Consider the following 14,559-nt stretch of genomic DNA (forward strand, 5'->3'; position numbering starts at 1 on the left):
CTCGTCGGGAGTGCTGGTGCACCCCCTTGGCGCTGGCCGATCCCCGACCGATGAGATTGGAAGAAAACGCCGCATGACACAGTTTATTTTACGCCCCCGTATTTTTATAAATTAGAAATCCATTTTTTCAATTGTTTTACCATCGGAATTTCAAAGTAAAACATCCAGTCACTATTATTTGTCCTTGCCGAAAGATGTTTATTAGAATCAACCTCCTCTATATAGCCGTCTGCTACGGATAGGAAGCGTATTTCAGAATAAACATTTTCAAATTGACTTCTCATTACATTGAAATAATTGCATAAGTTGTTTATTTCGGAAAGAGCCAGCTCTTTTTGTACAGAAGTACTTGCTAAATCATATTTATGAAGAGCGATTATAACTTTTGCAGAAAATGCGAACAAATGGGCTGTTTGTCTGTATACTTGAAGTGTATATCTGTTTCTTAGAGCAACTTTTTCCCCGAGATTGAGGATAGAATCAATCTTTTCATATCTTTTGATTGCTGTTGTTGCATCTTTCACCCTTTTATCGTTATTTAAACTCCATTTTCCCGAATTATTAGGATCAGGCATATCTAATAAGGTAAAAGGCGTAACACCCCATGCCGGATTTCTTCTTCCACTTGTGACCAGCGCTTCGTCAAAAAAGTCTGCTAAAGCTTTCAGATCATTTATAAATTCCGTTAATGAATCAGCCGGACAAAAGCCGAACTCTCTTTGACCATGTGCCAGGCTGAAAGATTTCCTGTCTTTGCCGGTAGGGTTCCAACTATATTCTCCCAGAGCAATAAACTCACGCCATACGGCTTCTGCATGTGGCGAACCGTCATCCCAGGTTGTGGCCAGAATCCCTGTCAAATTATTTTTTGCAGTGATACCACAGAACCCTTTTATGAAATCTGTCCTTTCAATTTCTCTGGGAAGGTAAAGACTGTTTCCGGTAGCGGCGGCTGTTGCTGCCATTACTTTCAGGCCTTTTTCTTTATACCAATTTAAAAGTTTCTGATGGATAGGAGTCACGGCTTGTTCATATTTCCAACGCATATAAATACAATCTTTAGGAAATAGATTAATAGCTTCATCAAGTTTCTGGGTATTCCATTGAATATCCAATTCTTTCCCTTGAAGAGTATCGTTTTGGAGAATATTCCATAAACCTGCGTGCTTCAGAGGCATATCATCCCAAAAGATAGGAGTGCGTCCATGCTCTGTCGCATAGCTACATGTTTTTTGCAACCAATCCATTTGTAATTCAAAAGGAGTCTTTCCTGTAGCTTTACATCGTTCATCAATACCGATAGACTGAACTTCATCTCCTCCTATATGAAGATATTTTCCATAGGGCATTGCTTCGATGGCATCCTGGTATAAATCAAATTGGAGTTCATACGTTCTGGGATCTGCAGGACAAAAGTCTCTGTCGCTTGCCGGATTTTCCCGTAGTTCCCAATGGTGTTTCAGAATATAAGAAGCATGGCCTAAACCTTGAACAAGAGGTGAAACATCAATATTTCTATCTCGTGCATAACGACAAAGGGCTATCATTTCTTCTTTGCTGATAGCATTAGGTGCTCCTATTTCCGGGCGGCGAATGTAGCGGAGTTTATCTTCCAGTTCCCAAATTACAGCATTGATCTTATATCTGGCCAACCGATCCATCGCCTTGTAATAATATTCCATCCGATTTAGATGGTGTTTTGTATCGAAGTGAATGGCTCTGTAAGCTAAGATTGGATAATCAGTGATGATCATTTCTGGAATACTGCGTTTGAAATCCCGACTATCTTCCAATAACTGCTCCAATGTTTGACAACCATAAAAAATTCCAGCTTTATCTTTGGATGCTATAGTAATTCCTTTTGAACTAATATCTAATACATACCCTTCAACGGAAGAAGGAACTCCCTCTTCCGTAATTATTAATTGTACACCTTTACCTGGTTTTTCAGTTTGTGGCAAAGCATCTAATATGGGGGGAAGCACCGGAATCTTGTTATTATGGGTGGATATTAAATAAGTTAACTCTCCATAATGTAAAGCCTTTCCTCCTTTTACTTCTATTTTTTGAGGTGTAGGTACTAGTTGGAATACATTGTCAAGCTCTTTTCCATTGATATTGGATAAGAGTAATAGCATGATTGCAATTAACTGTATCTTCATTTTAATAACCTGGATTTTGTTTAAGATTCGGATTCTTATCAATACTTGACTGTGGAATAGGCAAATATCGATTGTAAGGAGCGAATTTCCGGGTTTCGATCAGAGATAAAACTCCTGGTTCGATTACAGCTCTTTTATATGGATCTGCTTCGTTGTAATTTATTGTCCCCGTAATACGGTATAAATTACTATTCAGCAAGTTTTCTGCCAGCATTTTCCCCGAGGAATCTTTCCATCGGAGGATGTCTGCTTTGCGAAGGCCTTCTCCTGCCAATTCTATTGTTCTTTCTCTTCTGATCAGTTCTCGAAGTGTTTCTTTAGTTCCGTACTTAGTCCGGTTTACAGTCGGCATGCTTACTCGGGCACGGATTTTGTCCAGTACTTTATACACATCATCTGATGGACCATTCAGTTCGTTTTCTGCTTCAGCAAAGGAAAGTAAAACCTCCGCATAGCGAAATACGATTGGGCAAGCACCTGTGTCCCATATATTGCTATATTGATCCATTGGTGCCAGATACTTAGACCATGAAAGAGCCGTTTTAGATGCATTATCTAATCCTTCAGGATAATTGTCATTGCTGATGCCATTAATTTCTTTGTCTAAAGTATTAAGAACTACAGCATCTTTTCCTTGCGCCTGCCACATTTGTCCAGGGAACAAAATTGTCATTTCCATTCTAGGATCTCTATCTTTGAAGGGATATTTAGGGTCGTATATATCTGATTCCTCTTTTGTCGATCCATCCTTCATTTCATACATATCTACTAAATTCTGGGTTGGAACGATAGACGACCATCCTCCATCTACGTTGTTATACATTTGTCCGATAACTCCTAATCCTTGGAGGTTTTCGAGATATTGCACAGACAAAATTATTTCATTCGAACTTTTCCCCTTTAATGTGAATAGCTCTGCATAGTTAGGATGCAGATCATATTTTTTCATGTCTATAATTGCCTGAGCAGCATCTTTAGCACGTTGATAATCTCCCCAGTAGAGAGCAGATCTCATTTTGATTGCCAAACCGGTAGCTTTAGCCACTCTCCCCGATTCAGATGGTGTTTCTTTCAGGTCTGGGATCAAAGCATCCAATTCATCATAAATATATTTTTTTACTTCTTCTTCCGTATTACGGGGAACTTTTGCTTCTTCAGCAGTAGTATAGGATGCTATAATGGGAACACCACCATACCAGAAGTTCATTTCAAAATACTTATAGGCCCGTATTGCTCTTATTTGGGAAATCAAGTCTTTTTTTTCCGCTTCGTCAGTAAATGATATGTTTTCTATGTTTTCCAGGAAATCATTACAACGACGAATTGTTGTGAAATCGTAGAAACTGGCACCAGTATTGGAAGCACTGAGCTTTCCATTTCCGTGTACTGTCCATTTTTCCCAGGGGAAATTATTGTAACCAATATCGGAAGCGCAGTCCTGATAGAGAATTGTGTATCCGTCAAGCCATTTATTGTAACAACCGACAGCAAAACTTCTGGCATCAGTTTCACTATTCCAGGTAGTAGCTGGAGATAATGCATCATAAGGTGCAGTATCGAGAAAATCAGAACAGGATGTAGTAGATACAACAATGGTAGAACTGATCAATATATATGATAATAAATGTTTCATGATGTATAATTTATAGTTATGTAATTTAGAATGTTAAATTAACACCGATAGAATGAGTTTGTACCAGTGGATAATGTGATCCGCGTCCCTCCGGAGCTTCCGGATCTACATTGATCATTAAATTATCGATTGTAAAAAGATTTTCACCGGAATAGTATATTCTCAAGTTGGATAATCCTGATGGTTTTATCCATTCAGAGGGAAATGTATAACCTAGCTGAATACTTTTCATTCTGAGGAAGTTTGCATTTTGTATCCAAAATGTAGAGACTGTATTCATAGAGCTACTGGGTGAGTTTACTGCAACCCGGGGCATTTTCCCATCAGGGTTTTCTGTAGACCAGGCATCCAACCATGCTGTAGACGGATGAGTGGTATCTCCGGAAAATTCACCATACATTTGTGTGTTGAAGAAGCGGGAAACTCCGGCAGCTCCTGTAAATATGGCAGAAAGGTCAAAACCCCTCCATCCTGCATTAATATTTAACCCATAGGTGAATTTGGGGTCTTTACTACCGCAAATAACGCGATCTTCTGAGGTCATTTTTCCGTCTCCGTTTGTGTCTGAGTATATAATATCTCCAGCTTTGAAGTCTGATGTAAACGGATAACCCTCTTTCCCTTTGTATTTATCCATATATGCTTGTGCTTCTGCATCTGACTGGAAAAATCCAACAGCCTTGTATGCATAGTATGAATTAATCGGTGAACCTATTTGTTTAATATCATTTCCGTTAATCATACGTTGTACACCTCCCAAATTCATGATCTCATTCCGGTTATATGTAAAATTACCGTTAACAGACAGGCTCCAGTCTTTCCATCTGTTATTGTATCCAAGTGCAATTTCAATACCACGGTTAACCATTGCTCCTACATTATCTTTATATGCACCTAGTGCAAATTCAGAGGGAACAGGAACATCCATGATGATATCCGTCGTTTTGCGGTCGTAATAATCCATAGAGAAATTTATTTTATTCATTAAGGTCATATCAAGACCAATGCCCCATGTACGTGCCTTTTCCCAGGATATACTTGCAAGTCTGTAGTTTTTCTGATAATATCCTGTTGATAAATTGTTATTGAACGGGTAATTAGCCCCAATAGAATAGGTATTCATCCATGGATAATAATCATTTAGTGCATTCTGATTTCCTAGAAAGCCCCATGAACCCCTTATTTTCAGGTTGTTCATCCATTCATTCGTGTTTTCCATAAAATCTTCCTCGCTTAGGCGCCAGGCAGCTGATAAAGAAGGAAAATATCCCCAACGATTATCTGGGCTGAAGCGGGAAGAAGCATCAGCTCTGATGTTTGCTTCGAATAAGTATTTATTGTCGTAATCATAATTGATACGTCCAAAATAGGATAACATGGCTAACTCGCGTGTAAAACCACCATTGGTTTGTGTAGAGGCTGTACCTGCATTCATATCTGTAAGATCGTTGTTTGGAAAACTTTTACGGAACATTGTGTTTTCATAATAATTATATTTCTCCAAATGATAACCTAGTAATACTTTTAGTCCATGTAGGTTGAGCTTTTTATCATAATTCAATAGCACATCCAGATTGGAGCGGTTCCAGTTATAAACAGTTTCTGTTAATTCGTTCGGACCGTGATATTTAATCGGGTTATATTGTATATCTTTTACAAACGATTTGTAGTGCTGGTTATTTGTGATATATGCTCCTTGTACGGAGGCCTTAAGCCCATCAATTATTTGATAATCTACAGCTACAGTTCCGGAGAAATTCTGGATATTGTTGTCTACTGTTTGATCCATATCCAACCATGCTATAGGGTTTCCATCTGAAACGGTTCCATAACTTCCATCTTCGTTTTTGTATGGGATCCAGGGAGCTACAATATTTACTTCACGAATCAGTAAATTCGAATTACCTGGGATAATACAACTATTTGGATCAGAATATGTGTTATTAAAATAAGCCATATTCATTCGGACATTTAATTTTTCTGAAAGTTTTATATCCAGATTTGTCCGTGCATTGAATTGGTTTCTGGAGGAGTTTCTCAGAATCCCAGATTGATTTAAATATCCTACAGATGCCAGATATCTTATATTATCGGTACCTCCACTAATGTTTACATTGTGCTGATGTTGTACCCCAGTCCTGAATGCCAGATCTTGCCAGTCCGTGTTAGGATATTTGTAAGGATCTGAGCCGTCTCTGAATTTCTGAATTTCTTTTTCATCGAAACGGGGATTTTTTCCTTCTGCCGTTAATGCCTGGTTGTATAATGTTGCATAATCAGCCGAAGATAGAAGATCGATCATTGCGGTAGGGTTTTGGATCCCAACATATCCATTATAAGATATTTGAGGTTTACCGGTTTTTCCTCGTTTAGTAGTGATCAATATAACACCGTTCGATGCTTTGGAACCGTAAATTGCAGCAGAAGAAGCATCTTTTAAAACAGTGATGCTTTCAATGTCATTCGGATCTATGGAGTTCATAGAGCCACTTTCTATTCCGTCAATAAGAACATAAGGGTCTGAAGAATTTAATGTCCCTACACCACGTATGCGGATTGAACCGTTATCTTGTCCTGGACGTCCTTCTGACGTCGTGACGGTTACACCGGGCATTAATCCTTGAATGCCGGATGAGATGTTTGTGATTGGGCGATTGCTCAGTTCTTTACTGTCTAATTGGGCTACAGCTCCGGATAGATTCGCTTTTTGTTGAACACCATATCCAACAACGATAACTTCATCTAATGCTAATTGATCTTCAGACAGTTTAATTGTAAAATTCGTTTTGTTGCTGACAGAGATAGTCTGAGACTCATAGCCTAAGTAAGAAACCACTAACAGATCGTTTGGGGAGACTTCCAGAAAGAATTTACCATCGATATTTGTAGTTGTACCGATGTTTGTTCCCTTAATGATGATGTTAGCACCAATAATCGTCTCTCCGTTGGAATCGGTAACAACTCCGGTTATTTTTTTCTTTTGTGTCGTTACGGGAGTCGATCCGTCCGATTCCTTCTCGAAAAGATAGATCTTGTTGTCTTTGATTTCATAATTTAAATTAGTATCTGCTATAAGTTTTTCCAATACCAGATTAACATTTGCATTTTCAACTTTAATACTAACTTTTCTGTCCAGATTTACAATCTGTTTGCTATATGCTATACTAAGTCCTGTTTGCTTGGAAATGGAAGATAGTACTTTTTCTACCTTTGCATTATTAAAGGAAATAGACACTTTTTGAGCAGAAGCCTTTACTGTGAAAGTTAACAAAGAAATAACCAGAAAAAAGAATGTCAGTTTCATTGCATTCGGAATTTTCTCAATTAATATTAAAAGGTACCTGGATATGAGGCACAAATAATTTTTTTTCATACTTTTGAAATGAATTAATGTATTAGAAATTGAACTAAATTTCAGTACTGCGAATAACCGGGAATGTGGGGACATTTCCGGTTGTTTTTTGAGCTTGTTAGGTTGTGTTGTTCATACAGTCTTTATTTTAAAAGGTCGTTAAACAAAATAGTCTTATCTCGATTTCCTCTGATAAGAATGAGTCTTACCAGTGCTTTGTATAATAGACACATGATAAGAGAAAAAGTATGAGTCAGAAATGTAAAATGTCTTATTTTTTTCTTTTTATTTTAATAATACCTTCTTCCTCTGTAAATTGTATCGGCGTTATTTTCTCAAGATCTTTAAGTATTATCTGAAGTTCTTGATTGGTCGAAGTCAATGTATAGTTGTAATATAGAGCAGAAGAATCCACAACAGTGAACTCTACATTATACCAGCGTGACAGGGTTTCTATGACTTCAGATAGAGGAGTATTATTGAATATGATCTGATTCTGTTTCCAGGCAGAGTTCTGTTCTATGTTTTCGGGTCTGGATATTTTACATAAGCCTGTTTTACGATTGTATGTTGCTTTATCCCCCGGTTTTAGATGACCAAGCGGACGAGTATTGTTAGCTAGTGCTACTTTCCCGGTTTCCAGTGAAACAAAAATATTCGGATCTGTAATATATGCTTTTACATCAAATGTTGTACCTAATACTTTTACACTGACATCTTTCAGATCTACAATAAATGGGCGATCTTTGTTTGGAGACACTTCAAAAAACGCTTCTCCCTCCAATTCGACTTTACGCTCGTTGAAACCGAACTTTCGAGGGTATTTGATGCGTGTCTCGGCATTGAGCATGGCCCTGGAACCATCCTGGAAAATCAGTTGCATACGTTCACCTTTGGGAACATATATCTCTTCGTAGCCGGAATCGGCAAATAGGTCGATACGTTTATCTATATACCAGAATTGACCGAGGAATAATAGCAATGGAATGAGAATGGCGGCTGCCCGGAAAAGCATCCGTTTCCTTTTCCGGAGCTGGATTCTCTTCATGATATACTGATACATCTCATCGGAAGGGATGCTGCGTTCAGCATACAGTTCTTCGTTGCCCGGCTGTATCTTTTCTGCATCCTCATCCATTAAGGAGGACAGATATTTTGTGCCTTCGGGGGTGGAGAACCAGCGGATTACCTGGCGGGCTTCCTCCAGGGTGGCCGTGTTGTTGAGGGTCCTGTCGATGATATGTTTATCTGGTGTTTTCATTTTATTCCTGTTTTCTTAATTGACACATAACTGGGTGGATGGTATGAGTGTTTGTTACTCTTTTTTTCTTTTCAGGAGAAAAGAGAGGAGAGCAATAGGATTAGTAACTTATCGAAATGTTCACGGAGCAGCTTGATAGCCTGCGAGTAATGGGTTTTGACAGTCGGTATGGATATCTGCATTTTTTCTGCGATTTCCTGGTTGGATAAACTGTCTTTCAGTTTGTACAGGCAGACTGCTTTCTTTTGTTCCGGCAGGCCGTCGATGGCCCGGTACAGTTGCTCGGTCATTTCCTTCTCTTCCAGTTTCGATAATATTTCGTTTTCATATTCGATTGTTTCCTGTGCCAGTTCGTAATTCTTCTCCAGAGCGGTGTAGTTGTTGCGTATCTCGTTCAGGAGATGGTTCTTCAACATGGTGTACAGGTAGTTTCTCAGGTTGATATGGATGCTGAACAGGGAACGCGATTCCCAAAGTTTCAGGAATATCTGCTGGACAGCGTCTTTGGCGGTGTCATTATCTTTTAAATATTTGTATGCCAACACATAGAGCAGCTTGTGGTAGCGTTCATAAATAGCAGTAAAAGCCCTCTCATTTCCTTTTTGCAAAAGAATAAGTAACTCGTCATCGGTTTGCCCGGATATGGAGAGGAACCGCTTGTGCATATAATAGTATCCCTTTTAGATTTCTGTGCAAATATAGCTTTAATATGAAACTTTCCAATCGCTGAACTCCAAACTTAACTGTTCCCACCGTTCTTTTCTTTCTGTTTCCTCACGTTCTTCCAAAGGATTTGAAACGGAAAGGCCGATTAACCGGATGGGGTTGGTTGCATAATCCACTTCCCTGAGCAGTTGTTTGGCCAGGGGAAGAATATCATTCAGGGTGGTGAGTTCACGGGGCTGCGTGATACTTTTCGTTTTCAGGGTGAAATCGTGGAATTTAATTTTTAATGTCAGGGTGTTCCCTTTGAAGCCTGTCCGTTGCAGGCGGCCGATTAATTCGGTGGCAGCATGATAAAGCTCGATGATGACGGAAGAGGTACGGGAAATATCCTTTTCCAATGTATGTTCACACCCGACGGATTTACGGATACGGACGGCTTCGACCGGGCGAAGGTCTATTCCTCGGGCACATTCGTAATACAGACTGCCTGCTTTACCGAACTGGCGGCTCAGCATTTCCAGCGAACAATCCCGTAATTCGGCACCGTTATGAATGCCTAATGTGTGCATCTTCTTGGCAGTGACCGGGCCCACACCCCAGAATGACTCAATGGGTAGCCGGGCGATAAAGTCGAGTGCCTGAGCCGGATGGATGGTGCAAAGGCCGTCCGGCTTACGGTAATCGGAGGCGATTTTAGCCAGGAATTTATTGTATGAAATACCGGCGGAGGCGACCAGATGCAGTTCTTGTCTTATCCGTTGTTTGATTTCTTTGGCAATGTCGACCGCCAGGGGAATTTGCTTTTTATTTTCCGTCACATCGAGGAAGGCTTCATCCAGCGAAAGCGGTTCGATGATATCCGTATACTCATGGAAAATCTCGTGGATTTGTGAAGAAACTTCTTTATATACGCTCATTCTGCCCGGTACAAAAATCAGGTGAGGGCATAAACGCTTGGCTTTTTGTGACGACATGGCGGAACGGACACCGTATTTACGTGCCTCATAACTGGCCGCGGCAACCACACCACGCTCTTCCGAATAACCGACCGCCAGCGCTTTTCCCCGCAGCTCTGGATTATCCCGCTGTTCGACCGATGCATAGAATGCATCCATATCTATATGTATGATTTTACGTTCCGTATAACCTCCTTTTCCTAAACAAAGATACGTAAAAGGGAGGAGATACCGTAGGGACACAACCTTCTTTTGGCTAAATTGCAGATTTTCAAGCGTTTGTTTTAGTTAAGAACACCAAAAAGAACATGAGAGCCTACAAAAAAACAAAATTAGGTGTCTCTAATACTGTCGCAAACATATATATATTTTCTTTTTAATCGTATGGTTATTATTGGTTTAAAATAACTTTTCATTCGACAATTATTCTTTATGCATTTAACATCTGTCGCATAATCATTCGATAACTGTCGAATGAATAAAGAACATATGTCGAACGATTATTTATGTGAAACGGAAAAATAATTCAGAAGACAGTGAAAAGTAACTGTGGAAGATTTGGATTGGGTGAAAGGCGAATATCATTCCGTGAATAAAGAGATAATCAGTAATTGAGGTAGTGATGTCTGTAATTTATCTACAAAGGAAGTCTTTTTCTTCCCGTAATTTTGCAACGTAGAAACAACATAGTTAGATAATCCTCCTAAAACATCTTGACAATGCCTATTGAATGGGACTGGAATTATAAAATGAATAACGAAACAATTAAATATTATATCATGGAAATAATTAAAAACAAAGAATTCGGAGGCGAACGTCCTCTATTCGCTACACACGACTTGCAACTGGAAAATGTAACCATTCATACAGGCGAGTCCGCACTGAAAGAATGCAGTAATATCATTGCCGTGAACTGCCGGTTTGAAGGTAAATATCCTTTCTGGCATACTAATGGCTTTATTGTAAAGAATTGCCTTTTTACGGAGGGAGCACGGGCGGCCCTGTGGTATTCCCAAAATCTCCAAATGACGGATACGGTAGTAGAGGCCCCGAAGATGTTCCGTGAAATGGACGGAATCAGGTTGGAAAATGTACAACTTCCCAATGCCCTGGAAACCCTGTGGCAATGCCGCAACGTGGCACTGAAAAATGTACAGATAGACAAGGCCGATTATCTATTCATGCACAGTGAGGATATCCGTATCGAGAACTATAGCCAGAATGGGAATTATTCTTTCCAGTACTGCAAAAATGTGGAAATCCGCAACGCCGTTATCAACTCGAAAGATGCTTTCTGGAATACGGAAAATGTAACGGTATACGATTCAGAACTGAATGGAGAGTATCTAGGCTGGCATTCACGCAATCTTCGGCTGGTGAACTGTAAGATTTCAGGTACGCAACCGCTCTGTTACGCCCATAATCTCATTATGGAGGATTGCATAATGGGTGATGATGCCGACCTGTGTTTTGAATATAGCAGTGTGGATGCCACTATCAACAGTCCTGTTCATAGCGTGAAGAATCCGCGTGCCGGTATTATTCTGGCAGAGAGTTACGGTGAGATCATCATTGATAGAAATATCAAAGCTCCTGCCGACTGCGAACTGAAATTATGGGACAACAGAACTTGCTTCAGCGCATGAAATATGTTTTCGATAAAATAACTCCCCGGCGTGCTACCAATTCCTACAAATGGGATATGGCACACAACGATGATGTTCTGCCGATGTGGGTTGCCGATATGGATTTCCGTACGGCTCCCGCTGTGGTGGAGGCTCTGCGCAAACGGGTGGAACACGGTATCTTCGGTTACACAAAAGTGCCTCCGGCTTATTATGAGGCAATAACGGATTGGTTTGCCCGGCGGCACGGCTGGCAGATTGAAAAAGACTGGATTATTTATACTTCGGGCGTCGTACCGGCATTGTCAGCCGTTATCAAGGCACTCACCGTTCCGGGAGACTGCATTCTGGTACAACCCCCGGTTTATAATTGTTTTTTCTCTTCCATCCGCAATAATGGTTGCGAAATAGTGGAAAATCCCCTTCTTTATATAAACGAAACTTACCGTATCGATTTCGCCGGATTGGAGCAAAAAGCTTCTGATCCGAAAGTAAAGCTGTTACTTCTTTGCAACCCCCATAATCCGGCAGGGAGAGTCTGGACCCGGCAGGAACTGACACGTATCGGTGAGATTTGTCTCCGCAACGATGTGATTGTTATAGCGGATGAGATTCATTGTGAGCTGGTTTATCCGGGACATACCTATACTCCTTTCGCTTCTATCTCGGAAGAATTCCTGATGCATTCCGTCACATGCACGTCTCCAAGCAAAGCATTTAACTTGGCAGGACTACAGATTGCCAATATTATCTCGGCTGATGAATATATGCGTATGAAAATAGACAAAGCCATCAATATCAACGAAGTTTGTGATGTGAATCCGTTCGGAGTGGAAGCACTGATGGCCGCTTACAACGACGGAGAGGAATGGCTGGAAGAATTGAAACATTATCTGGCGATAAATTACAGTTATCTGAAAACCTACTTCAATGAGTACCTCTCGGAATTCCCTGTAGTGATACTGGAAGGCACATACCTGGTATGGGTGGATTGCTCGATACTGAAACGGCGTTCGAAAGAGATAGTGGAAATACTTCTGAAAGACGAAAAGCTTTGGGTAAATGAAGGAAGCATGTATGGTGAGGCGGGTGAAGGTTTTATCCGTCTGAATATAGCCTGCCCCCGTCAGGTGCTGATAGACGGTCTGGACCGGTTAAAGAGGGGCCTTAAAGAGATAATTCTTTTGCCACACTAAATAGTAGTCTAAATCCTTCAGACCATTTTTTATGAATCAACCAATCCTGAAAGTTCAGATCATGATTGTGGTTTTCTAAAATATGTATGTTCAGGTTTGTTTTATTACAGACTTCGAATCGTTCCTGTAAGTCATAAACACCTTCTACCGGCACGTTTGCATCTTCCTTACCAGTCCCGTTCCTGAGGCTTTTGCCTTTGCTTGTTCAAGCATTGATGAAGTGTAATCTACTCCACAAATCTGTAATCAAGGTTAGAACATCTGTAATTTATCTACAAAACAAAGCAACATAAGCCTTTACCTTTGCCTCTGTAAAATTAAAGAAATCTTTGAACATAGATAAAAACAGAAAAACAATGGAAAAAAGAATTGTCATGGTTACAGGCTCCGGAATGGGGATTGGACTTGCTTGTGCAGAAGCATTTGCCCGTGAAGGGGCAACCGTTATAATGGCGGATATTCAAAAGCCGGAAGAGCAGGCTCGAAAACTTATTGATGCCGGATATGATGCTGTAGCTTATCAATGTGACGTATCGGATGTGCAGGCAGTGAAGGAAATGATCGATTGGATAGTCTCGACATATGGACGCCTGGATGCAGCACTTAACAATGCAGGCATTCAAACACCGCAACGCCCGATGGCGGAAATTACGGACGATGAGTTTGACCGTACTGTTGCAGTCGACCTCAAAGGGGTATGGAACTGTATGAAATTCGAAATCGGGCAGATGCTAAAACAAGGAGGTGGAGCTATTGTCAATACCTCTTCGCAAGGAGGAGTAACAGCTTTCGCCGGACAGGCTGCCTATATTTCCTGCAAACATGGTGTTATTGGCATGACACGTACGGCAGCTATGGACTACGCAGCAAAAGGAATCCGGATCAATGCCGTTTGTCCGGGGGTAATACTTACTCCGATGGCAGAAGAATTAATACGTAGAAACCCGCAATTAGAAAAAGAACTGGTCCGTGATATACCGGCCGGACGTTTAGGTAAGCCGGAAGAGATAGCAGATGCAGTGTTGTGGCTCTGCAGTCCGGCCTCCAGTTTTGTGCATGGTCATGCTTTACTGGTAGACGGTGGCTTTACGATTCATTAAATCTACAAAAAACAACATCAAATAATAAGAAGAATATTGAACTTTTGAAAAATATGAAAAAAGTATTAGTCATATCATCAAGTCTCCGTTTGCGGAGTAACTCGGAAGCCTTGGCGGACGAATTTATTCGCGGGGCTGCCGAAGCGGGAAATGAAGTTGAGAAAATAACCCTAAAAGATAAGGAGATACATTTCTGTAAAGGCTGTCTCAACTGTCAGAAAACACAAAAATGTGTCATCAAAGATGATGCTCCAGCCATCGTGGAAAAAATGCACGATGCCGATGAAATCGCATTCGCAACACCCATTTATTACTATGAAATGTGCGGACAGCTCAAAACATTGCTTGACCGTGCCAATCCGCTTTATCCTTCCGACTATCGTTTCCGTGATATTTACATGCTGACCAGCGCAGCGGAAAATGAGGAGTATGTACCGGAACGTGCTGTTGCAGGGCTCACTGGATGGATCGACTGTTTCGAAAAGGCTCGTCTTGCAGGAACGGTATTCGCCGGTGGGGTTGGTGGACCGGGCGAAACCGAAAGTCATCCCGCGTTAAAGCAGGCATACGAAATGGGAAAGGCTGTCTGAAAAATTTTTATCTGCTAG

General features: G+C 40.7%; 10 protein-coding genes. 4 read left to right on the forward strand and 6 right to left on the reverse strand.

Annotated features, from left to right (window positions below; genetic code table 11):
* Positions 1-104: 104 nt before the first annotated feature.
* The 6 genes from C825_RS03275 to dinB form a co-directional block, all read right to left on the reverse strand.
* Entirely contained in the window at positions 105-2,162 is a 2,058-nt protein-coding gene (locus C825_RS03275) for a family 20 glycosylhydrolase (protein WP_009860757.1), read from the reverse strand.
* A gap of 1 nt (position 2,163) precedes the next feature.
* Complete coding sequence (locus C825_RS03280) at positions 2,164-3,795, reverse strand: RagB/SusD family nutrient uptake outer membrane protein (protein WP_009860758.1); 1,632 nt, start codon at positions 3,793-3,795, stop codon at positions 2,164-2,166.
* Between the two features lie 25 nt (positions 3,796-3,820).
* On the reverse strand, positions 3,821-7,168 hold the full coding sequence (locus C825_RS03285) for a TonB-dependent receptor (protein ID WP_010801387.1): 3,348 nt from the start codon (positions 7,166-7,168) through the stop codon (positions 3,821-3,823).
* 250 nt (positions 7,169-7,418) lie between these two features.
* Positions 7,419-8,408 carry a FecR family protein gene (locus C825_RS03290; protein ID WP_009860760.1) on the reverse strand — a complete coding sequence of 330 codons (990 nt, stop codon included), beginning with the start codon at positions 8,406-8,408 and terminating at the stop codon, positions 7,419-7,421.
* 71 nt (positions 8,409-8,479) lie between these two features.
* Positions 8,480-9,073 (reverse strand): RNA polymerase sigma factor, encoded by a 594-nt coding sequence (locus C825_RS03295; protein WP_009860761.1) that lies wholly within the window; start codon positions 9,071-9,073, stop codon positions 8,480-8,482.
* Positions 9,074-9,112: 39 nt separating this feature from the next.
* Positions 9,113-10,204: a DNA polymerase IV gene (gene dinB / locus C825_RS03300; protein ID WP_255217678.1), complete on the reverse strand. Its 1,092-nt coding sequence runs from the start codon at positions 10,202-10,204 to the stop codon at positions 9,113-9,115.
* A gap of 605 nt (positions 10,205-10,809) precedes the next feature.
* On the opposite strand from dinB, the gene C825_RS03305 reads away from it, so the two are divergent.
* The 4 genes from C825_RS03305 (at position 10,810) to C825_RS03320 (ending at position 14,541) form a co-directional block, all read left to right on the forward strand.
* On the forward strand, positions 10,810-11,676 hold the full coding sequence (locus C825_RS03305) for a DUF3737 family protein (RefSeq protein WP_044215101.1): 867 nt from the start codon (positions 10,810-10,812) through the stop codon (positions 11,674-11,676).
* Positions 11,673-12,851: a MalY/PatB family protein gene (locus tag C825_RS03310; RefSeq protein WP_009860764.1), complete on the forward strand. Its 1,179-nt coding sequence runs from the start codon at positions 11,673-11,675 to the stop codon at positions 12,849-12,851. Before C825_RS03305 ends, C825_RS03310 begins: the two co-directional genes overlap by 4 nt.
* Positions 12,852-13,207: 356 nt before the next feature.
* Positions 13,208-13,951, forward strand: coding sequence for an SDR family NAD(P)-dependent oxidoreductase (locus tag C825_RS03315; RefSeq protein WP_009860765.1), 744 nt, complete (start codon positions 13,208-13,210; stop codon positions 13,949-13,951).
* 53 nt (positions 13,952-14,004) lie between these two features.
* Positions 14,005-14,541: a flavodoxin family protein gene (locus C825_RS03320; RefSeq protein WP_009860766.1), complete on the forward strand. Its 537-nt coding sequence runs from the start codon at positions 14,005-14,007 to the stop codon at positions 14,539-14,541.
* Positions 14,542-14,559 lie beyond the last annotated feature (18 nt).

The organism is Parabacteroides sp. ASF519, assembly GCF_000364265.2.
Classification (GTDB): domain Bacteria; phylum Bacteroidota; class Bacteroidia; order Bacteroidales; family Tannerellaceae; genus Parabacteroides; species Parabacteroides goldsteinii.